19 protein-coding genes are annotated in these 20,226 nt (G+C 61.9%); 11 read left to right on the top strand and 8 right to left on the bottom strand.

From position 1 onward, the window contains the following. The first annotated feature begins 64 nt into the window (after nucleotides 1-64). The 3 genes from OKC44_RS06640 (at nucleotide 65) to OKC44_RS06630 (ending at nucleotide 3,403) form a co-directional block, all read left to right on the top strand. Nucleotides 65-721 carry a Bax inhibitor-1/YccA family protein gene (locus OKC44_RS06640; protein WP_016351136.1) on the top strand — a complete coding sequence of 219 codons (657 nt, stop codon included), beginning with the start codon at nucleotides 65-67 and terminating at the stop codon, nucleotides 719-721. Between the two features lie 163 nt (nucleotides 722-884). After that, nucleotides 885-3,038, top strand: a complete 2,154-nt coding sequence (yccS, locus tag OKC44_RS06635) for a YccS family putative transporter (RefSeq protein WP_270811720.1) — start codon at nucleotides 885-887, stop codon at nucleotides 3,036-3,038. Nucleotides 3,039-3,058: 20 nt separating this feature from the next. Next, entirely contained in the window at nucleotides 3,059-3,403 is a 345-nt protein-coding gene (locus OKC44_RS06630; RefSeq protein ID WP_011706490.1) for a TusE/DsrC/DsvC family sulfur relay protein, read from the top strand. Nucleotides 3,404-3,460: 57 nt separating this feature from the next. Here OKC44_RS06630 and OKC44_RS06625 read toward each other — a convergent pair whose 3' ends face one another. The 7 genes from OKC44_RS06625 to OKC44_RS06595 all read right to left on the bottom strand — a co-directional run bounded on the left by OKC44_RS06625 (nucleotide 3,461) and on the right by OKC44_RS06595 (nucleotide 12,332). Next, nucleotides 3,461-4,261 (bottom strand): SPOR domain-containing protein, encoded by an 801-nt coding sequence (locus OKC44_RS06625; protein WP_039213273.1) that lies wholly within the window; start codon nucleotides 4,259-4,261, stop codon nucleotides 3,461-3,463. A gap of 74 nt (nucleotides 4,262-4,335) precedes the next feature. Continuing rightward, nucleotides 4,336-5,595 (bottom strand): bifunctional tetrahydrofolate synthase/dihydrofolate synthase, encoded by a 1,260-nt coding sequence (gene folC / locus OKC44_RS06620; RefSeq protein ID WP_270811718.1) that lies wholly within the window; start codon nucleotides 5,593-5,595, stop codon nucleotides 4,336-4,338. 2 nt (nucleotides 5,596-5,597) lie between these two features. After that, nucleotides 5,598-6,461: an acetyl-CoA carboxylase, carboxyltransferase subunit beta gene (gene accD, locus OKC44_RS06615; protein WP_011706493.1), complete on the bottom strand. Its 864-nt coding sequence runs from the start codon at nucleotides 6,459-6,461 to the stop codon at nucleotides 5,598-5,600. A gap of 119 nt (nucleotides 6,462-6,580) precedes the next feature. Next, entirely contained in the window at nucleotides 6,581-7,390 is an 810-nt protein-coding gene (truA, locus tag OKC44_RS06610) for a tRNA pseudouridine(38-40) synthase TruA (RefSeq protein ID WP_011706494.1), read from the bottom strand. A gap of 178 nt (nucleotides 7,391-7,568) precedes the next feature. Continuing rightward, nucleotides 7,569-9,767, bottom strand: coding sequence for a FimV/HubP family polar landmark protein (locus tag OKC44_RS06605; protein ID WP_270811715.1), 2,199 nt, complete (start codon nucleotides 9,765-9,767; stop codon nucleotides 7,569-7,571). A 275-nt stretch (nucleotides 9,768-10,042) separates the two neighbouring features. Then, nucleotides 10,043-11,059, bottom strand: coding sequence for an aspartate-semialdehyde dehydrogenase (locus OKC44_RS06600; protein ID WP_270811712.1), 1,017 nt, complete (start codon nucleotides 11,057-11,059; stop codon nucleotides 10,043-10,045). A gap of 142 nt (nucleotides 11,060-11,201) precedes the next feature. After that, nucleotides 11,202-12,332 (bottom strand): 4-phosphoerythronate dehydrogenase, encoded by a 1,131-nt coding sequence (locus tag OKC44_RS06595; RefSeq protein WP_270811709.1) that lies wholly within the window; start codon nucleotides 12,330-12,332, stop codon nucleotides 11,202-11,204. A gap of 323 nt (nucleotides 12,333-12,655) precedes the next feature. On the opposite strand from OKC44_RS06595, the gene OKC44_RS06590 reads away from it, so the two are divergent. Then, nucleotides 12,656-13,402: a phosphatase PAP2 family protein gene (locus tag OKC44_RS06590; RefSeq protein ID WP_270811706.1), complete on the top strand. Its 747-nt coding sequence runs from the start codon at nucleotides 12,656-12,658 to the stop codon at nucleotides 13,400-13,402. Nucleotides 13,403-13,473: 71 nt separating this feature from the next. Here OKC44_RS06590 and OKC44_RS06585 read toward each other — a convergent pair whose 3' ends face one another. Then, nucleotides 13,474-14,304, bottom strand: coding sequence for a MetQ/NlpA family ABC transporter substrate-binding protein (locus OKC44_RS06585; RefSeq protein ID WP_043168457.1), 831 nt, complete (start codon nucleotides 14,302-14,304; stop codon nucleotides 13,474-13,476). Nucleotides 14,305-14,748: 444 nt separating this feature from the next. On the opposite strand from OKC44_RS06585, the gene OKC44_RS06580 reads away from it, so the two are divergent. From OKC44_RS06580 to OKC44_RS06550, 7 genes are all read left to right on the top strand, one after another. Then, a complete protein-coding gene (locus OKC44_RS06580; protein ID WP_270811702.1) occupies nucleotides 14,749-15,111 on the top strand; it encodes a VOC family protein in 363 nt (120 codons plus the stop codon). 60 nt (nucleotides 15,112-15,171) lie between these two features. Further along, nucleotides 15,172-15,762: a HEPN domain-containing protein gene (locus tag OKC44_RS06575; RefSeq protein WP_044800289.1), complete on the top strand. Its 591-nt coding sequence runs from the start codon at nucleotides 15,172-15,174 to the stop codon at nucleotides 15,760-15,762. Between the two features lie 15 nt (nucleotides 15,763-15,777). Next, a complete protein-coding gene (locus OKC44_RS06570; RefSeq protein ID WP_080722256.1) occupies nucleotides 15,778-15,984 on the top strand; it encodes a hypothetical protein in 207 nt (68 codons plus the stop codon). A 250-nt stretch (nucleotides 15,985-16,234) separates the two neighbouring features. Beyond that, a complete protein-coding gene (locus tag OKC44_RS06565; RefSeq protein ID WP_270811693.1) occupies nucleotides 16,235-16,609 on the top strand; it encodes a hypothetical protein in 375 nt (124 codons plus the stop codon). 15 nt (nucleotides 16,610-16,624) lie between these two features. Then, nucleotides 16,625-17,164 carry an isochorismatase family protein gene (locus OKC44_RS06560; protein WP_270811691.1) on the top strand — a complete coding sequence of 180 codons (540 nt, stop codon included), beginning with the start codon at nucleotides 16,625-16,627 and terminating at the stop codon, nucleotides 17,162-17,164. Between the two features lie 485 nt (nucleotides 17,165-17,649). Further along, nucleotides 17,650-19,524: a serine protease Asp gene (gene asp / locus OKC44_RS06555; RefSeq protein ID WP_045789489.1), complete on the top strand. Its 1,875-nt coding sequence runs from the start codon at nucleotides 17,650-17,652 to the stop codon at nucleotides 19,522-19,524. Nucleotides 19,525-19,541: 17 nt separating this feature from the next. After that, nucleotides 19,542-20,000: a serine protease chaperone gene (locus OKC44_RS06550; protein WP_270811686.1), complete on the top strand. Its 459-nt coding sequence runs from the start codon at nucleotides 19,542-19,544 to the stop codon at nucleotides 19,998-20,000. The last annotated feature ends 226 nt before the right edge of the window (nucleotides 20,001-20,226 follow it).

The following is a 20,226-nucleotide window of genomic DNA, read 5'->3' as shown; positions in this document are numbered from 1 at the left end:
GTGCATACAATGCGTTAACGAGGCGGATTGCCGCCTCACCCCGGAAATCAAGAGGACACCCAAGATGGATACCCGTTCTATCTATACCGGCACCCAGAGTGCCGCGCGCGATACCAACAAGGTACTGCGCAACACCTATATGCTGCTCTCCCTCACTCTTGGCTTCTCTGCCGTGGTGGCCGGGGTAGCCACCGTGATGAACATGCCGCCCCTGCACTGGGCCATCTTCCTCATCGGCGTCTACGGTCTGATGTTCCTGACCGAGAAGAATCGCGAAAACGGCATGGGGCTGGTGTTCACCTTCGCCCTGACCGGTCTGCTGGGCTACAGCCTCGGCCCCATCATCAACATGTACATGAACAACGGCGGCGGCGAGATCGTGATGACCGCGCTCGGCGGCACCGCACTCACCTTCTTCGGTCTGTCGGCCTATGCCCTGACCACCAAGCGTGACCTCTCCTTCATCGGCGGCATGCTGTTCGTCGGTTTCTGGGTGCTGCTGGTGGCCATGATCGCCAACATCTTCCTGCAGATGAGCGCCCTGAGCCTGGCCCTGTCTGCCATGTTCATGCTGTTCTCCTCCGGCGCCATCCTGCTGACCACCCAGCAGATCGTGCGCGGCGGCGAGACCAACTACATCTCCGCCACCGTCACCCTGTACGTCTCCATCTACAACATCTTCCTGAGCCTGCTGAGTCTGCTTGGCGGCAACCGCAACTAATCAAACACCCCGCTTCGGCGGGGTTTTTATTGGCACCTGTTTCTGTCAGGATAAGTTGTAAATCAAGGATATGAAGCGAAGTGGCCCTGATCCAAATCAGGGCCGTTTCGTTGTTGACCGGTTATGCTCTGGTTTTCGTTCCGCTCAAGGGTTGCGCTCTCCCATGCCCATGGATTTCTCTGGCCTGTTGCGCCGTTTGCTGACTGACAGTCATATCTATTTCGCCCTCAAGGTACTGCTGGCCATCATGGGGCTGCTTGCCTTCACCCTGGCGACCGGCGACATCCAGCTCACCGTGCTGCTCTCCCTCGGGGTGGTGGCCGGCGCCATCGCCGAGACCGACGACAGTCTGTGGGGCCGGGTCAAGAACCTCGCCATGACCCTGCTCTGCTTCCTGTTCGCCTCCCTGTGCGTGCAGTACCTCTTCCCCACGCCCTGGCTGTTCGCCCTGGGGCTCGCGGGCTCCACCTTTATCTTCGTGATGGTGGGGGCGCTCGGTCAGCGCTACGCCACCATCAGCTTCGGCTCCCTGCTCATCGCCATCTACACCATGCTGGGGGCCGCCAAGGCGCCGGATCTCTTCTATCAACCGCTGGCCCTCGGCGCCGGAGCACTCTGGTATGGTCTGGTATCGCTGGTCTGGCTCTGGCTGCTGCCCTACAAGACCCTGCACGAACAGCTGGCCCAGAGCTACTTTGCCCTCTCCCGCTATCTGCTGGAAAAATCCCGCTTCTTTCCGGCCGACGAGCACGGCGCCCAGGCCATTCGTCACAACCTGGCCCAGCTCAACATCAACCTGGTCAACGCCCTGACGCTCACCAAGTCGGCGCTCAACGCCCGTCTCAGCACCCGTCACCGGGCATCCCCCGAGCTGGCCAGCTTGCTGCGCCTCTACCTGCTGGCGCTGGAGATCCACGAGCGGGCTACCTCCAGCCACTACCCCTACAGCAAGCTGGAGGCCGAGCTCAAGCAGGGCATCGTGCTTGACGGCTTTCAGGAGGTGTTCCTGCAGCTCTCCGAGGCGTGTCAGCGGCTCGGCTACGCCATTCTGGTGCACAAGCCCTATGCCCACAACAAGCGCATCCACTGGACGCTGGAGGCCCTCGGCGACCAGCTGGAGTTCACCCACCTCAAGCAGCACTACCCGAAAACCCTGCTGACGCCGATGAAGTTTCTGCGCCGCAATCTGGCCAGCATCAACCAGCTGCTGCAAAGCGCCGAGGAGTTGCAAAATCCCGAGCAGGCCCCGCAGAGCCTGCCGCCTCTGGCCCGGCCCGCCCGCCTGCCGCTGCTGACCCAGCTCAAACAGCACCTCACCCCCAACTCCATGGTCTTTCGCCATGCCCTGCGGCTCTCGCTCGGGTTGGTGGTGGGCTATGGCATCCTGCAGGCGTTCCACCTGGACAAGGGTTACTGGATCCTGCTGACCGTGCTGTTCGTCTGTCAGCCGAGCTACAGCGCCACCCGTCGCCGGCTGGTACAGCGCATGCTCGGCACCTTCGCCGGCCTGCTGGTGGGGATCCCGGTGCTCTGGCTGTTCCCCGAATTGCACGTACAGCTGGTGGTGATGGGGCTGGCCGCCTTCCTGTTTTTCACCCAGGTGCGCAGCAACTACAGCGCCGCGGTCTGCTTCATCACCCTCTACGTGCTGATGGCGTTCAACCTGCTGGACGGCATCGGCTTCGCCATCCTGGGGCCGCGCATGCTCGATACCTTCCTCGGCTGCCTGCTCTCCTACGCCCTGGTGGCCTGGCTGTGGCCGGACTGGCAATACAAGCGGCTGCCGACCCTGATCGCCAATTCGCTCTCGGCCAACGCCCGCTATCTCTCGGCGGTGCTCGCCAGCCTGCAACAGCAGCGGGATGAGTCCATCGACTACCGGGTAGCGCGCAAGAGCGCCCATCTGGCAGACAGCGAGCTGGCCATGGCCTGGCAGAGCATGCTGGTGGAGCCGCAAAAGCGCCGTCGTTTTCTCGACCTCTGCTTCACCCTCACCTGGCGCAACCACGCCCTGCTCTCCTATATCTCGGCGCTGGGGGCCCATCGCGACAAGCTGGAGGCCATCGGCGAGCTGGGCGAGATCAGCCGTCACCTGAGCCACACTCTGGAGCGGGCTGCCGGTCACCTGGCGGGAGAGATGCCGGAGCAGATCGAGGGGCAGTGCCCGGTCATCACCCCGGACAGCAGCGAGGAGCAGCTGATGCTGACCCAGCAGCTCAACCTCATCAGCCAGCTGGCGGATGAGTTGCTCACCCTGGCCAACGAGAGCCGGTTGCTCACCCGGGAACAAGGCGCTACCATGCCCGCCCAATCCTGACAGGCCACAAGGAGCCCACCATGTCCGAGCATCACCAGCTGGAATTCAACGGCCAACTCATCGAAACCGATGCCAAGGGTTATCTGCTCAACAGCAACGACTGGAGCGAGGCGCTGGCACTGGTTCTGGCCGAGCAGGAAGGTATCGTGCTGGAGGAGCCGCACTGGGAAGTGGTGCGCTTCGTGCGCGCCTTCTATCTGGAGTTCAACACCTCCCCCGCCATCCGCGCCCTGGTCAAGGCGATGGAGAAGCAGTACGGCCCCGAGAAGGGCAACAGCCGCTACCTCTACAAGCTGTTCCCGGAAGGCCCCGCCAAGCAGGCCACCAAGATTGGCGGCCTGCCCAAACCGGTGAAATGCATCTAAAAAAATACCGCGCTCATCCAAGATGCAGCGCGGTATTTTTTTACCTTGTCGACCCTGTTAGGGGTTGTAAGCCACCACGGAACCACTCAAGCCGGTCATCTGACCGATGCGACTCTGCATGCCCTGCAGCTTGGCCTTGGAGACATCCGGTCCGATGAAGACCCGGTTGAGCTGACCCTGGACCGGCGTGCGCGGCGAGGTGTGCGCCGAGTAGCCCGCAGCCCGCAGCTTGCCCACCAGCGCATTGACGCTGTCTACGTTCTTGAAGGCGCCGAGCTGCAGGATCCAGCTGCCCTGGGCCGGTGCAGTAGCCGCTGGCGCCGGGGCAGTCGTTGTGGTCGGTTGTCCCATCTTGCTGGCGATGAGATCGTCCATCGACTTGATCTGGCCCGCCTGCGGCTTGTTCTCAACCGGTTTTTGCACCTCGACCGGCTTGGGCGGCACCACCTTGGGCTTGGGCTGCTCCACCGGTTTCTTGGCGATCACTTCAGGCTTGGGCTGGGGCTTGACCACTGGCGGAGTAACGGGCGGGGTCACCGGCTTGGCGGCCGGTTGTTGCACCGGCGGCTGGCCCTGCTTGGCCCCCAGGGTTACCGGCTCAGATACCTCCTCCACCTGCCACTGCTCGGCGGCAGAGGCCTGCTGCTGACTGGCCAGGTGCTCCGCCGGCAGGGTGCTGGCGGCCGATACCTGCAAGGCGGGCTTGGCGGGCTCCAGCTCCGGGCGCAGCGGGATCTTGGCAAACGCCTCTTCCTTCTGCTCCAGCTTGTGGCCGTCCATCAAATCCGGCAGAAAAATGACAACCAGGGCCACCAGGATGACGGTGCCCACCAGACGGTTTTGAAACTTAGAGGCCAAGTTGAATCCTACCTTTACGTAACTCAATATGCGATTTGGCTCCCCGCCAGAGGGCCGGGGAGCCGGGGTGTGGCCTAGACGGCGACACCCGCCAGAATGTCGGCAACAGTGTAAAACGAACCAAACACAATGACCATATCATCAGGACTCGATGCGGCCAACGCAGCAGCATAGGCCTGCCCCACGCTGTCAAAGGTGGTCGCCGGCCCCCGCTCGCTGCCAAGGGCGGCCGCCAGCTGGGCCGCGCTCGCCGCCCGCGGGCCGGTCAGACTGGCCAGATACCATTCACCGATGAGACCATCAAGCTCGGCGAGCGACCCCGCCATGTCCTTGTCCTTGAGCATGCCGACCACGGCGCGGCGCACGCCGGTGCAGGGCATCTTGCGCAGCTGGGCTGCCAGATAGGCGGCTGAATGGGGGTTGTGGGCCACATCGACGATGACCAGCGGCGCGCTTTGCAGTTGCTGCATCCGCCCGGCCAGCCGGGCATTGACCAATCCTTGCCGAATAGCCTCTTCCGGCAACGGCAGACCGAGGGACTCCAGCGCCGCCAGCACGGTGACCGCGTTCATCAGCGGCAGGGCCGGTTTGGGCAGGTCGCGCCACTGATGAAGGCCGTGATAATCCCAACCGGTGGCGTGCTCATCGCCACGAAAATCAATGCCGACCTGACGCAGGTAGGCACCGAGGCGGGCCGCCTCGCTGGCGATGGTGACGGGCGGATTGGGCTCACCGCTGATGGCGGGTTTGCCGGCGCGATACACCCCCGCCTTCTCCACCGCCACCGCCTCGCGGGTATCCCCGAGCCAGTCACAGTGATCGAGCGCAATGGAGGTGATCATGGCGACATCGGACTCCACCACATTGGTGGCATCCAGCCGACCGCCCAGCCCTACTTCCAGCAGCAGCACATCCGGCGCGGCGCGCCGGAACAGCCACAAGCCCGCCAGGGTGGCGAACTCGAAGAAGGTAAGGGCAATCTCGCCGCGGGCCGCTTCTACCTCAGCAAAGGCGGTGCAGTGATCGCTGTCGGCCAGTTCGGCCCCGTTGATCCGCACCCGCTCGGTGAAGCGCAGCAAATGGGGAGAGGAGTAGACGCCGACCTGGTAGCCGGCTTCCATCAGTATGCTGGCCGCCATGGCACAGCTGGAGCCCTTGCCGTTGGTGCCCGCCACCGTGATCACCTTGAACGGCTGTTGGGTAAGACCCATGCGGCGGGCCACGGCGCCGACCCGATCCAGCCCCATGTCGATGTTGACCGGGTGGATCTGCTCCAAATAAGAAAGCCAGTCGACCAGCGACCGGCTTTGGGATTGTTGCATGTTGGAACTCATCTTCACTCTTCGATGACGTGAGTATTCAGCATTTTGGCGAGCAGGCTGGCCAGACGGTTGCGCATCTCGCGGCGATCGATGATGAGGTCGATGGCGCCCTTCTCCAGCAGGAACTCGGAGCGCTGGAAGCCTTCCGGCAGCTTCTCGCGCACGGTCTGCTCGATGACGCGCGGACCGGCAAAGCCGATCAGTGCCTTGGGCTCGCCCACGTTGATGTCACCCAGCATGGCTAGACTGGCGGAGACGCCACCCATGGTGGGGTCGGTCAGCACGGAGATATAGGGCAGACCGGCCTTGGACAGACGGTCCAGCGCCGCACTGGTCTTGGCCATCTGCATCAGGGAGAACAGCGCCTCCTGCATGCGGGCACCACCCGAGGTGGAGAAACAGACCAGACCGCGACCTTCCTTGATGCTCTCCTCGACGGCGCGCACGAAACGGGCACCCACCACGGAGGACATGGAGCCACCGATGAAGGAGAACTCGAATGAACAGGCGACGACCGGCACCCCCTTGAGGGTCCCCTTCATCACCACCAGCGCATCTTTTTCTCCCGTCTCTTTCTGGGCGGCAGACAAACGATCCTTGTAGCGCTTGGAATCCTTGAATTTCAAGACATCCTGCGGCTCCAGCTCGGCACCGATCTCGGTGCGGCCCTGCTCGTCGAGAAAGCTCTCGAGACGGGCACGGGCGCTGATGCGCATATGATGATCACACTTGGGGCACACTTCGAGATTGCGCTCCAACTCTGCCCGGTAGAGCACCTGTTCACAAGCACTGCACTTGGTCCACACCCCTTCCGGAATGTTGTGACGACGAGGTGTAGTGATCTTGCTCTTGGGAAGGATCTTCTCAAGCCAGCTCATGGAATTCCTTAATGCTTTTGTGCCTGACAAAACGCATCGAGCCTAGATTGTTCAATGACTTAATAGCTCGATGGCAATAAATGACGGATCATTAAACCACAAATTTTCGGGGCCAGTTACTAAAAACTGGTCGTACCCGGTGCCGAGTCCGGCAGCCACAACGGGCCCAGCGGCATCTGCGGCAACCCCAGCTCCGCCGGGTAATCCACGTCCACCAGATAGAGTCCACCCGCCTTGGCAGTCGGACCTGCCAGGTTGCGATCCCGGGCTGCCAGCACCTCGGCAATCCACTCCACCGGCTGGAGCCCCTGCCCCACCAGCAGCAGGGAGCCGGTGATGTTGCGCACCATGTGATGCAGGAAGGCGTTGGCCTTGATGTCGAGCACGATATAGGGGCCGGAGCGGCTGACACACAGGTGCGTCACATTGCGCCAGGGGGTGTTGGACTGGCAGGCGACGGCCCGGAAGGTGCTGAAGTCGTGCTCCCCGAGCAGGCTCTGGCCCGCCTGGTGCATCAGATCGGCATCGATGGTTTCGTGGTAGTGACTGACGCCACTGCCGAGAATAGCCGGCCGGTAGTTGTGGTTGTAGATGACGTAGCGGTAGCGACGGGCGGTGGCGCTGAAACGGGCATGAAACCCCTCGTCTACCTGCTTGACCCAGCGCACGGCGATGTCCGGCGGCAGGTTGGAGTTGAGACCCAGGGTCCAGGCCCCTTCGGCGCGATTCGCATCGGTATCGAAGTGGATCACCTGGCCGGTAGCGTGGACACCGGCATCGGTGCGCCCTGCGCACTGGATGGAGACGGGGTGATTGGCGATCCGGCTGAGGGCCTTTTCCAGCTCCTCCTGTACGCTGATCACTTCGCGCTGACGCTGCCAGCCGAAATACCGGCTGCCGTCGTATTCAATACCTAGGGCAATTCGCATGGATAAACTTGTCTTCTGATGAAAAGGGGCGGTGAACGAAACGGGGCGGATTATACGCGTCTCGCCTCAAAAATCCCAAATAGCCGCGTCCAGGCCAGACCAGGCGCCAAAACACCGATGCCAAAAACAAGGGGCAGCCCATCGGCTGCCCCTGCTTTCATCACTATGCGCTGGCTCTCTAACCAAGGCGTTTGAGCAGCTTCTCGGCCTCGGCCCGTTGATGCTCGGTGCCCTGCTCCGCGGCTTCTTGCAGCAGTTCGCGGGCGCTATCCTTGTCGTCGATCTCGAGGTAGGCACGGGCCAGATCCAGCTTGGCACCCACACCGCCATCGTCGGCATCCACGTCAAACCCGGTGGACTCCGGCAGCACCTCGGGGAAGCCATCCAGCCCCACATCCAGCGAGAAGCCCTGATAGGGTTCCTGCTCGGTGGTGGTAGCATCTGCCTCGGCCAGCAGCTTGTCGATCTCGACATAGCCGCTCTCCTGGGCCTGCTCCCGTGGCTTCACCTCGCCCGGATGGGACTCCACCTCGGCGAAGGCGTCCTCGAAATCGGCCAGGGCCAGCTCGTTGGGATCCCACTCCAAATCTGCAGCGGCCTCCTGTTTCCCCTTGGTCGGCTCGGGCTCCAGCCCCAACTCCGCCAGCAGCTCATCGGCACTGGCATCGGCCGTGGCACTGGTAGCCTTGTCGGCGCCTGGCTCGGCAAAGGCGGTCTCGAAGTCGCTCAAATCGAAGGAGGCGAGATCCTCGTCGCTGACCATGGGGTCGGCATCGGGCTGACCGTCATCGCTGCCGTCCAGCGCCAGATCGGCTTCCAGGTCTGCATCCAGCTCGGCGAACAGAGCTGCCTGCAGCTCCTCTTCGCTCATGATCTCGTTGCCAGCCTTGGGCTTGGGATTGAATTCGCTGGCAAGATCCAGATCCGGCTCGGAGTCGAGGGTGATGGACTCGTCATGGGCCAGATCCAGCTCGGGCACCAGATCCGGATCCCGGATGGCGGCCTTGGCAGGCGGGGTCGGCTCGGCATCGAAGCTGGCCAGGTCCATCTCGCCGTCGTCGCTGAATACCAGGTCGGCCGGCGCAGCAGGCTCTTCCACCGCCATGTAGCCATCCGGCGTGTTGAGATCCGGGCGCGGTCTTACCGGCTCGTCGTCGGTGATGCCGACCGTCATCAGCTCGTCAAATTCGCTGCTCTCCTGATCCATCACCATGGCGGTGGATTCGGACAGGCTCTTCTCCTGCTCCTCCAGCTCGCGACGTGCCCGCGCCCGCAGCCACAGGGTCACCAACGCCAGCACCAGCAGCACCGGCAACAGGATGATCATGGCCAGGTTGAGCGGCGAGGAGAGCAAGTCCATCAGCCAGTTCTGCTTGGGCTCGGGGGCCGGTGCCACCGGTGGAACCGGCTTGGCCTTGAGCTCGGCAATCTCTTTTTGCAGCGCAGTCTGATCCTGCAACTGGGCCTTGAGGGTCTCCACCTCTTCGGTCAGAGATTGCAGCCGCAGCTTGAGCCTGTGGTTCATCTCGGTGACCTGGCCGAGCTGGGCGTTGGCATCTTCCAGCGCCAGCGCCATCTCGGTGGAGGGCTTGCCGACCGGTTGATTGACATCGGCCGGCAACGGCGCCGGTGCGCTGGCCGTGGCGGCGCTGGTGGCAGCCGCCTGGCTGGCTACCGGCTCGGGAGCCTTCGCGACCGCCTTCACCTCGGTGGCCGGCTGGGGTGTCTCCACCTTGGGTGCCGGGGCCGGAATGGGCGCCGCCTTGGCGGGCGCGACCTTGGCTACCTCGGGTTTGGCCGGCTCGGCCGCCTTGGTCGGGGCCGCTTTGGTGGCCACCGGCTTGGCCGGCTGAGTATGCTTGCTCGCCAGGTATTTCGGGCTCAGCCCTTTCCAGCTGGCGTTGTCACTGCGGAATTTGGCGCGGGCCTCGGCATCGGTGATGACGCTGGCCTCGGCGGTGGTGGGCAGCTGGATGCGCGAGCCCACCAGAATGTGGTTGATGTTGCCGTCGGCGAAACTGCGGGGGTTCTTCTCGTAGATCGCCACCATGGTCTGGTAGACGCTGACACTGCTGGAGGGACGGTACTTGCTCGCCAGGCTCCAGAGGGTGTCGGTGGGACGAATGGGGCCATAACTGCCGGCATTGCTCGCGACCTGCCGCACGATCGGCTGGGCCGTGGCTCGGCTGGGTTGGGACGTGGCGCGGGGAGCGGCGACGGGTTGTGCCAGCGGCTGGGAATTGACGGCGGGCGGAGCCGGCTCGTCCGGGCCTTTGAGCTCAACAAAAAAAGGCTCCCGCGCCGAGTCTTCGGCCTGGGCCGTGCCCAGCAGACCCAATGCGAGTAGCGTTGCCAATGTTATGCGGGAATGTCCCATATTCGTTCCTTCGTATGACGGCCCTATCACATTGAAAAATCTGGATAGTTACCCCAAAACAGTCGGTTCAATATAAATCAGGCTCAGGTTGCAAGCCAGCAGTCCGACACATTTAGCACCCAACTTGCCCCTGAGTGTAGGAAAAAACTTAATCAGTTGATATCGCGAAAAATTCTCGGGGCTGCAGAGTGCGCCCCCGGTCACATCCACCCCATGGGTGCACAGGCTGGCAGCCTGGCGGATTTCCCTCCCCGCCAGGCCAATGGACTCGACGATCAGAGGTAATCGCGCACCAGCAGTTCGGCAATCTGCACGCTGTTGGTCGCCGCGCCCTTACGAACGTTATCGGCCACGATCCACATATTTATACCGCAGGGGTGAGAAATATCCTGGCGAACCCGGCCCACCAGCACCTCGTCCTTGCCGGTGGCGTCGCGCACCGGGGTCGGATAGTCGTTCTCGTCGTCAAACAGGGTGACGCCCGGCGCATTGCGCAGCAGCTCCTTCACCTGTTCGGCGTCGAGCGGCTGATGCAGCTCGACGTGGACCGCCTCGGCATGGCAGTAGAACACCGGCACCCGCACGCAGGTGGGGTTCACGGCGATGCTGGCATCCCCCAGGATCTTCTGGGTCTCCCACACCATCTTCATCTCTTCCCGGGTGTAGCCGTTGTCGGTGAAGCTGTCGATCTGCGGGATCAGGTTGAAGGCGATCTGCTGCGGGTAGAGGCTCGGCTCCACCGGACGACCGTTGAGCAGATGGGCGGTCTGGCCGGCCAGCTCGCTCACCCCCTCCTTGCCGGAGCCGGAGACGGACTGATAGGTCGCCACGTTGATACGGGAGATACCTACTTCATCGTGCAACGGCTTGAGCGCCACCAGCATCTGGATGGTGGAGCAGTTAGGGTTGGCGATGATGTTGCGGTTGCGAAAATCGGCCAGCGCATCCGGGTTCACTTCCGGAATGACCAGCGGGATGTCTTCGTCGTAACGGAAGCAGGAGGTGTTGTCGATGACGATGCAGCCGTGCTCGGCGGCAATCGGTGCCCACTTGGCAGAGACCTCGGCCCCGGCGGAGAAGAGGGCGATCTGCACCTGGCTCCAGTCAAACTCCTCCACATCCAGGATCTCGACGTTCTTGCCGGCAAAACGCACCGTGTCGCCGGCGCTGCGGCTGGAGGCCAGCGGATAGAGGGTGGCGATCGGGAAGGCACGCTCTTCCAGGATCTCGATCATCGCCTCGCCCACGGCGCCGCTGGCGCCCAATACCGCTACGTTGAATTGCTGACTCACTGCTGTTCTCTCCTATGATGGTGCCGGTGACGCGCGCTGGCATCACCGCTGGCAGGCGGACCTGCCTGATAGCGGGTCTGGCGTCGGGCCAGACCGGGTATGGGCGGGACAAGGCTCCCGTCCCTTCAAGTATGTAAAGTGTTCAGTCTGGCTGACAGACAAACCCGAGCCGGGCCAGGGCATCGCCGGCAAACGGCCCCTTCAGCTGCAGGGAAGAGAGCTCGCGCCGCTCCGGATAGTGTTTGCGCTGCTCATCGAAACTGCCCGCCACACCGAGCCGGTTGCGAAAACGGGCGTCATCGCGGCGCACGTCATAAATAAGGTGGACCAGTTGCTTGATCAAGGCCTGATCCGCCGGCTGGCCCGGTGTCACCTCCCGCACCTCGGGGGTCGGCAGCAAACTCTGCAGATCCTGGCGCGGCGTGCGCCCCAGTTGCCGGCAGAGTGCCTCATAGAGCATCCAGGTGCCGCGGGCCTTGCCTTCCAGGCTGTAACCCGCGATGTGCGGGGTCGCGAGCTCGGTGTGGGGCACCAGGGCCTGCAGCGGCTCCGGCTCCCCTTCCCACACGTCCATCACCAGCCGCAGCGGCGCCTGGCTCTGCTGGCGCGCCAGCAAGGCCTGGTTGTCCCACACCTCGCCACGGGAGGCGTTGATGAGGATCTGCCCGGCCGGGCGGGCGGCAATCTGCGCCGCATCCAGCAGGTGGAAGGTGGCGTCCGGCCCCTGGTGGGTGATGGGAACGTGGAAGCTGACGATGTCGGCGCCAAGGGCCTGCTGGTAGTCGACAAACTGCGCCGCCTCGCTGGCCTCGGCGGCGCGAGCACGGGGCGGATCGCAGCGCAGCACCCGCATGCCGAGCGCCTCGGCCTTGCCTGCCACACACTCGCCGGTGTTGCCGGCACCGATGACCGCGAGGCTCATCGCGCCCAAGTTGAGCTCATGGCGCTCGGCCAGCACCAGCAGGGCGGAGAGCACATAGTCGCCGACCGAATATTTGTTGCAGCCAGGGGCGCTGAAGAAGGGAATGCCCCGCTCGGCCAGCAGCCCCTTGTCCACGTGATCGGTGCCGATGGTGGCGGTGCCGGCGAAGCCCAGTCGTGGGCAGCTGGCCAGCAGTGCGGCGTCCACCCGCGTGACGGAGCGCACCAGCAGCACGTCGGCCTCTTGCAGATCCGCCGCCTGCATCTGCCTGCCGGGCAGCGGGATGACCTCGCCAAATTCGGCAAACAGCTCACGGGCGTGGGGCATATTTTCATCAACAACGATCTTCATCGGGCTCTCTCACTTCACTAGCGGCCACAAGCGCGCCATTCTAGCTCAAACAGACCGAAGTTTCAGATGCTTATTCATCCATGAGCGGCCGCCGCCGCGACATTCTGGCGGGAACCAGCGCGCTGCTGATTCATCTCTGCTCAACCGAGTGGCGCGGCCTGCACAAGCACCCTCGGGAGCTCCCCCTTGTCACCAGCCGGATTGCACTAGTCGGGTCGGCCATCACCACGCTCATTTGTAACCCCGTGTTACAGCGCGCAGGGCGCGACTTGACCGACCGGACTGGGCTGGCACAATGACGCCTCTTTTTTTGCTGCCCAGGAATGGGCACCTTGCCGAGCCCCGTTATGCCGACTCACGCCTCTTCCCTGCCGCGCCGCCAGGTGCTGTGTTTCAGTGCCGCCCTGATCCTGCCGCTGCTCCTGCTGGCCTGCCTGCCCTGGCAACCGTTCATGAGCCAGGCCCTGCACTCGGACTGGCTCTGGTGGCCCTACGCCCTCACCCGCATGGTGGATGTGCCCGGCATCGCCGTCAGCATCCTGGCCCTGCTGCTGCTGACCCGTCACAAGCTGACGCTGAGCCTGCCGGCGCTGCTGGCCCTCGGCGGCGCCCTGTTTGCCGTGCTGGCCGGCGACTGGCTCATCAAGAGCCTGATCAAGCATCTGACCGAGGAGCCCCGCCCCTACCTGCTCTGGCTGGAGAGCCAGCAGCTGATCCCCGCCATCCAGCAGTTCTACGCCGGCAAGGTGGAGGTGCGCAGCGAGCAGGTCCATGCCGCCAGCCAGCTGCTGGCACTGCCCGAGTGGCTCGCCAACCACTGGCAGGCGGAGGTGAACTACGCCTTCCCTTCCGGCCACAGCATCGCCGCCATGAGCCTGGCCCAGTTCTTCGGTCTGATCTGGCTGGCGCGCGCCCCTGCCGGTGCCTGGCTGCTGCCACTGTGGGCCATCGGTATCGGCCTGTCGCGCATGCTGATCGGCATGCACTGGCCGCTGGATGTGCTGGCAAGCGCCCTGCTCGGCAGCCTCACCGCGCTGTTCGCCGTCCGCTGGTGGCTGCGCCATTACTGACATCCGCACGCCACAAAAAAACGGGCACCCGCGGGTGCCCGTTTTTTTTACAAGTCTGTGATGCTGGCCACTCAGTTGCTGGCGCTCGCTCCTTGCCACCCTTCGGGGTATTTGTAACCGACAAAGCGCTTGGCGGCATAAGCCTTGAAGGCAGCCGAGTTGTAGGCCGCAGCCACGTCTTTGGCAAAGGGCTTGTCCGCATCGGCACTTTTTACCACCACCCAGTTGATGAAGTCGTAGCTGCGCTCAAGGAACAGGCCTGAGCTGAAGGGAATGCCGCTTGAGGCGGCAAAGTTGCCGTTGATGACCGAGAAGTCCACGTCTTCGCGCGAGCGGGGCAGTTGGGCCGCCTCCAGCAGCACCAGCTTGAGGTTGTGCGGGTTTTTCACCACGTCGAACTCGCTCGCCTTGAGCGGGTTGATCCCCTCCTTCAGGGTCAGCCAGCCCAGATCCTGCAGCATCAGCAGCGCCCGCGCCTGATTGGTGGGGTCGTTCGGAATGGCCACCGTGCTCCCCTCCTTCACCGCCTTCAGCTCTCCCAGTTTGCCGGCATAGAGGCCCATGGGGCCGGTCGGTACCTGGGTGATGGGGGCAAGCGACAGCCCCCGATCCTTGGCAAAGCTCTCCAGGTAGGGCTTGTGCTGGAAGCAGTTCACATCCAGCGAGCCGTCGGCCAGCGCGATATTGGGGGTCACGTAGTCGGTGAACTCCACCAGTTTGACCTGATAGCCCTTGGCTTCGAGCTGCGGCTTGATGGAATCGGTCACCATGTCGGCAAAATCCCCTACCGTGGTGCCGATGACGATCTCCTGTTTGGCTGGATCGGCAGCCAGCGCGGCCAATGGCAGAGTACCGGCCAGCAGGGCCAGGGCGGAAAGGGCAAAGAAGGAACGACGCTGCATAAAAACTCCCTGTAAACATCTCAACGGCTGGTGCGATGGCAGAGTCGTGCTTGAACCACCGCAACCATCTAGCCATCCAAACGGCTAATTAAGCACACCATAACAGAGCCGTTTCTCTTCGCCAAGCAACAAAACCGGGCAAGCTTTACCGGATGGCAGTGAAGCCCGGCACTCGGCTCTGCCGGGTACCCATGACAAGAAATCTTTGATAAACCACACAGTTATTGCTTGACCCCCTCCCCAAACGGGCCTCAAGTGACTTATTGTGGTCATTCGGTACCATTTTGCGTCAGGGTGCCAGGTTCGCTTTGTCAGGCTCACCCTGTGGAAGAAGGCGCGCACTGACAGCGCCATTCAGGCACGGTAGCGGCGATGTGAGCACCAGACCCTTATGATCGCAATTAACAGAGGAGATAGTTTTATTCAGCCAGCCAAGGAGTTGCCGTGATCGATCACGTTGAAATCAAGACAATGCATTTTGACGACTGCAAGCACTTCTATCAAACCGTGCTCCGCCCACTGCATATGGAACTCAAGTGGGCAGATGACGCTGCTGCCGGTTTTGGTCTGATCGGTCATGACAAGGTGAGCTTTTTGATCGAGAAATTCGACCGAAACACCCCCTGCCATCTTGCCTTCAGCGCCACGACGTCAGCACAAGTCGATGCTTTTCACTTGGCAGGTATTCAAGCAGGCTTTCGCTGTAACGGACAACCGGGACCTCGCATTCACTATTCCCCTGATTATTACGCCGCATTTTTGCTTGATCCAGATGGGAACAATATAGAGGCCGTGGTACATATTTAATTACTATAACTGTCGATATTGAGCAGGCCTAAATAGCTTAAAAAAATAGGGGCAAGGAATATGTCAAAAGCGATTCAAGGATTTGAGTATTCAATTAAAGATGCCGAAGAGCTGCTAGCCCATTTCGACGGTATCAATGCCAATCCCCCACCACCCAGCAGTGAAGTTTTAAAACGCGCAGGTCTGGTAATGGCACTCACTGCTTGGGAAACCTATGTGGAAGATCGGCTGGTTGAGGAAATGCATAAAAAATTAGCCATAGTACAGGGCAGTTACTTGGGTGATTTTATCCTGAAGAAACTGCATGCAGATTTAAAGTCATTTCATAATCCAACCTCAGATAAAACGAAAAAAATATTTATGGATTATCTTGGGTTTGATGTCACAGAGGGGTGGCGCTGGTCGAATTACGAGCCTGATAAAGCGCGCTCAACACTCAATCAATGGATTAAAAAACGTGGTGAAGCTGCGCATCGTTCTAAGCCTATCAGCACTGGCGTACTAGCCCCCCATCTTATAAAACGCGATGAGTTGGAAAAAGTTATCCGATTTATCAGAGACCTGGTCAAGTCTACCGACTGTTATATAAATGAAAAAATTGATCTGCACCACGCTGCAGTTTTTGAACGCCAAAACCAGCTATCAACCTGATTGAGGAGCCAATAAATGGAATGGTTAGTTGCATTAATTATTTTTGTCGTGATAGGTGCCATTTTTGGAAAGCCATCCTCTTGCAGTATCTGTGGTCAGTCTATAAAAAAGACATATTATAAATGGACTATCAGTGGGAAAAAGCAGACTCTTTGCCCTAAATGCAATTCACAGATGGAGCGGAAAGTTAGCAAAGAGGCGTTTAACCGTCGCTTTGGTTAATGTTCTGCCTCCGGTTAACGGGTCGATATTGAGTATTTCAACTGGTGGCCCAGCGGGTTTAACTGTCACAACATTTACAATTTGAATTACTTTATTTTTGACCAGTGCCGGTATCGCCGGTAGGTTTAGACTCTATCGACAGAGCACTGTGACTCATGTTTTATGCGTCACCTTGTCAGTCGCGAACGACATGGAGAGCTCGCTAAATCATCAGCAGGGAGCAAGACCACGCCATATTCAAGGAGTATTCATGACCCCCAAACAACATCTGCTCACCAAGGCCATCTTTGTCGTTGCGACCATGCTCTCCCTCGCCATGATTGCGTTCGTTGCCTGGGCCGTCGTCACGGTCAGCCCGCTCCACCCGGCTGACATGGCACCATCGCAGAGTCTCAGCCTTGGCCTGGCAACCGCCATCGCCCTGTTTGTGCTCGCCTTCAACTATGTGGCCTACCGCGGGCTCACCGAACAGGTGACGGCCTTCAAGGTGGTCTTCTGGTGCTTCGTCGCCCTGCAGTTGTTCGCCTTTCCGATCGGTACTGTCATCGCGCTGACCCTTATCTATCTGTGGAACCAGTCGCGCGCATCCCTCGCCCGCCCACTCGGCGCCACTGTCTCACTCTGATCCTGGAGAGTATCCATGCTGACCACCACGAACACCGGCCTGCTGGTCGTCGATCTTCAAGGCAAACTGGCCCGGCTGGTCGAGGGGAGCGACGCCCTGATCGCCAACACCGCCAGACTGGTGGCGGGGGCCAGACTGCTGGGCCTGCCGGTTGTCTGGCTGGAGCAGAACCCGGACAAGCTCGGGGCCACCGTGCCCGAGCTGCAGTTGATGCAGACAGGCGATCTTGTGCTGCCCAAGCACAGCTTCGGTGCCCTGGGGGAACCGGCACTGGCCGACGCCCTCGCCCGCCAGGGCGTCAGCCACTGGCTGGTGTGCGGCATCGAGGCCCATATCTGCGTCTACCAGACGGTACAGGGACTGCTGGACACGGGCAACCAGGTGTCGCTGGTGGTGGATGCGGTGTCGTCGCGCAGCGCCGCCAACCGGGAGCTCGCCATCCACAAGCTGGCAGCGCACGGGGCCGAACTCACCTCGGTGGAGATGTGCCTCTACGAGCTGCTGGGCGATTGCCGCCATCCGGCGTTTCGATCCATTCTGGCGTTGATCAAATAGCTCTCCTGCCGACCGGCCTCTCCGTCCGGTCATCCGGAGTTTCGCGCCATTCTGGCGCTGATCAAATCGCCTTCCCTGCCGACCAGCGGCTTCATCCCAAACGGCGCCATTGGCGCCGTGTGGCTTGCCTGCACTGACCCTCACTCTGCTTTCGATCTCGGCGGCCCCCCCGCCAGCACGGGGCGCCTCCCATTTCACGCCGCTCCGCACACCCCTTTCGCACCGGCATCCTCACCAAACGTTAATGAACAGTTACTAATAGGTTGTTCTACAAAGATAAATATCAACAATAGCCAGCTGAGAAAAGTTCTCAATACACCACATAAAAGGATTCACAGGAACCCCCACATGGTCTGTAAAATATTTGTTGTGGGATTTTTTTGAGCCTTATCTCAGAATCAGAACGAGTGCTTTTTGACTCTGTTTTTCCCGTGTATAGATGCCAGTCGCACCCAGGACGGTGCGATATAAGATGGAGTTTATTAATGAGAAAAACATCGTTAGCGTTGGCAATCTCGGCCCTGCTCTCGGCCCTGCCCATCGCTTCAGTTCAGGCGAGTGAGAGTTGTACCCCATTGACCGGCAAAGAAGCCGGCCTCGATACCGGCCGCAGCAGCGCAGCGCGCTGCCTGCCCGGCATCAACCCGCTGCAGGATCAGCAGTGGCACCTGCTCAACAGCGGCCAGAATGCCTTCAGCTCCCGCGGCGGCGTGGCAGGCAACGACCTCAACCTCTGGTGGGCACACCGTACCGGCGTGCAGGGTCAGGGCATCAACGTGGCCGTGGTGGATGACGGCCTGGCCATAGCCCACCCGGACTTGGCCGACAATGTGCGCCCCGGCTCGAAGAACGTGGTGACCGGCAGCAGCGACCCCACCCCGACCGATCCGGACAGTGCCCACGGCACCTCGGTCTCTGGCCTGATCGGGGCGGTCGACAACGGCATCGGCACCCTGGGGGTAGCCCCCCGTGTCCAGCTGCAGGGGTTCAACCTGCTGGATGAGCGCAGCAAGCAGCTGCAGAAAGACTGGATCTATGCGCTGGGCGGCAGCACCGCCACCGCCGACAACCGGGTCTTCAACCAGAGCTACGGCATGAGCCTGGTGGATCCGCAAAGCGCCAGCGGGCTGGATCAGGTTCAGCTCGATCGCCTGTTCGAGCAGCAGACCCAGCAGGCACAGGGCGCGGCCTACATCAAGGCGGCAGGCAACGGCTTCAACCGCATCGCCGCGGGCGACTACATGTTCAGCCGCACCGGCGTCCTGCCCAAGCTGCCGTTCGAGAACAGCAACATAGACCCCTCCAACAGCAACTTCTGGAACCTGGTGGTGAGCGCCATCAACGCCGACGGAGTGCGTTCTTCCTACTCCAGCGTCGGCAGCAACGTCTTCCTGAGCGCCCCCGGCGGGGAGTACGGTACCGATGCGCCGGCCATGGTGACCACGGATCTGCCCGGTTGCGACATGGGCTACAACCGCACCGACGATCCCAGCACCAACCGGCTGCACAACAACCCGCAGCTGGATGCCACCTGTGACTACAACGGCGTGATGAACGGCACCTCGTCGGCCACCCCCAACACCTCGGGCGCCATGGCACTGCTGATGTCCGCCTATCCGGATCTGTCGGTGCGGGATCTGCGCGATCTGCTGGCCCGCAACGCCACCCGCATCGATGCCGGCCAGCAGCCGGTCCAGGTCAGCTATACCGCCGCCAACGGTCAACCCCGCCAGGTCACCGGCCTGGAAGGGTGGGAGCGCAACGCCGCCGGCCTCTGGTACAGCCCCACCTATGGCTTTGGTCTCATCGACGTGAACAAGACCCTGACCGCCGCCGCCAACCACACCCCGCTGCCGCCGCTGGTGCAGTTGCCGGCTCAGAAGGTCACGGTGCCGCGCAGTGAAGGGAGCATCGCGGATGTGGGCAGCAGTGCCACCCGCTCCAGCACCCAGGTGGCGCAAGCCTTGACCGTGGAAGCGGTCCAGGTCACCGTGAGCCTGGATCATCAGCGCCTGCCCGACCTGCTGATCGAGCTGGTCTCCCCGTCCGGTACCCGCAGCGTGCTGCTCAACCCCAACAACAGCCTGGTGGGGCAATCCCTCGACCGGCAGCAGCTGGGTTACGTGCGCACCAAGGGGCTGCGCGACATGCGCATGCTCTCCCACAAGTTCTATGGCGAAGCGGCCCAGGGCGAGTGGCGACTGGAGGTGACCGACGTCTCCAACAGCAGCCGCCAGCTGACCCTGGTTGACCTCAACACCAACCGCCGCAGCACCCTGACCGAGCGCAACAACAGCCAGCCGGGTCAACTGCTCAACTGGTCCCTGCGGGTGATCGGCCACGACGCCGCCCGCTCATGATCACAAGGAGTCACAAGATGAAACACAGCTTACTCGGCCTGGCCCTGGCCGGCCTCCTGGCTTCGGCCGGCGTGCACGCCGCCGATGAGTCGGTGGTGATCGACGGCAAGCAGTACCGCACCATCGAGGTGAACGGTCAGACCTACCTCACCCCGGACAACGGCAGCAAGCAGCGGGTCACCCGCAGCGCAGACGGCAAGGCACCCCGGCAAACCCTGCGCAGCGGCGACGTGCTGCTGCAAGGGGTGGCCAGCCCGCAGCTCACCGCCAGCGGCACCCTGCTGGTGGAAGCCGATGACAACCAGGCCAGCGCGCTGGCCAGCCGTCACGGCCTGCGCTTCAAGCAGAGCAGCGGCGGCATCGCCCTGCTGGAAGCCAAGCCGGGCACCGATCTGAACGCCGTCGCCACGGCGCTCAAGCAGGAGGGGGTCAAGGTGCAGATTGAACTCGCCGGGGCCCTCAAACAGCCCAAGTGAGCCATCCCAGGCCATTGCCCGGGCATATCAGCTGATCTTCGAGGGGGCCGCCGGCCCCCTCGCGCGTTGCTCGCGAGCATCCTCATTGGCCATCAGGCCATCCGTTTTCCCAATCTCCCCGGCCCTTCTCCCCTCTTGCCACCTTCAGCCCTTGGTTTGGCACCGCCTTTCGATGCGACCTTGCTCACAACTCGGCCCCTTTGCTCCCGCCGGCACATTTCTCGCT

This window comes from Aeromonas sp. S41-2 (assembly GCF_027705845.1).
GTDB classification, from domain to species: Bacteria; Pseudomonadota; Gammaproteobacteria; order Enterobacterales; family Aeromonadaceae; genus Aeromonas; species Aeromonas hydrophila.
This window is presented reverse-complemented; position numbering and strand designations above follow the sequence as displayed.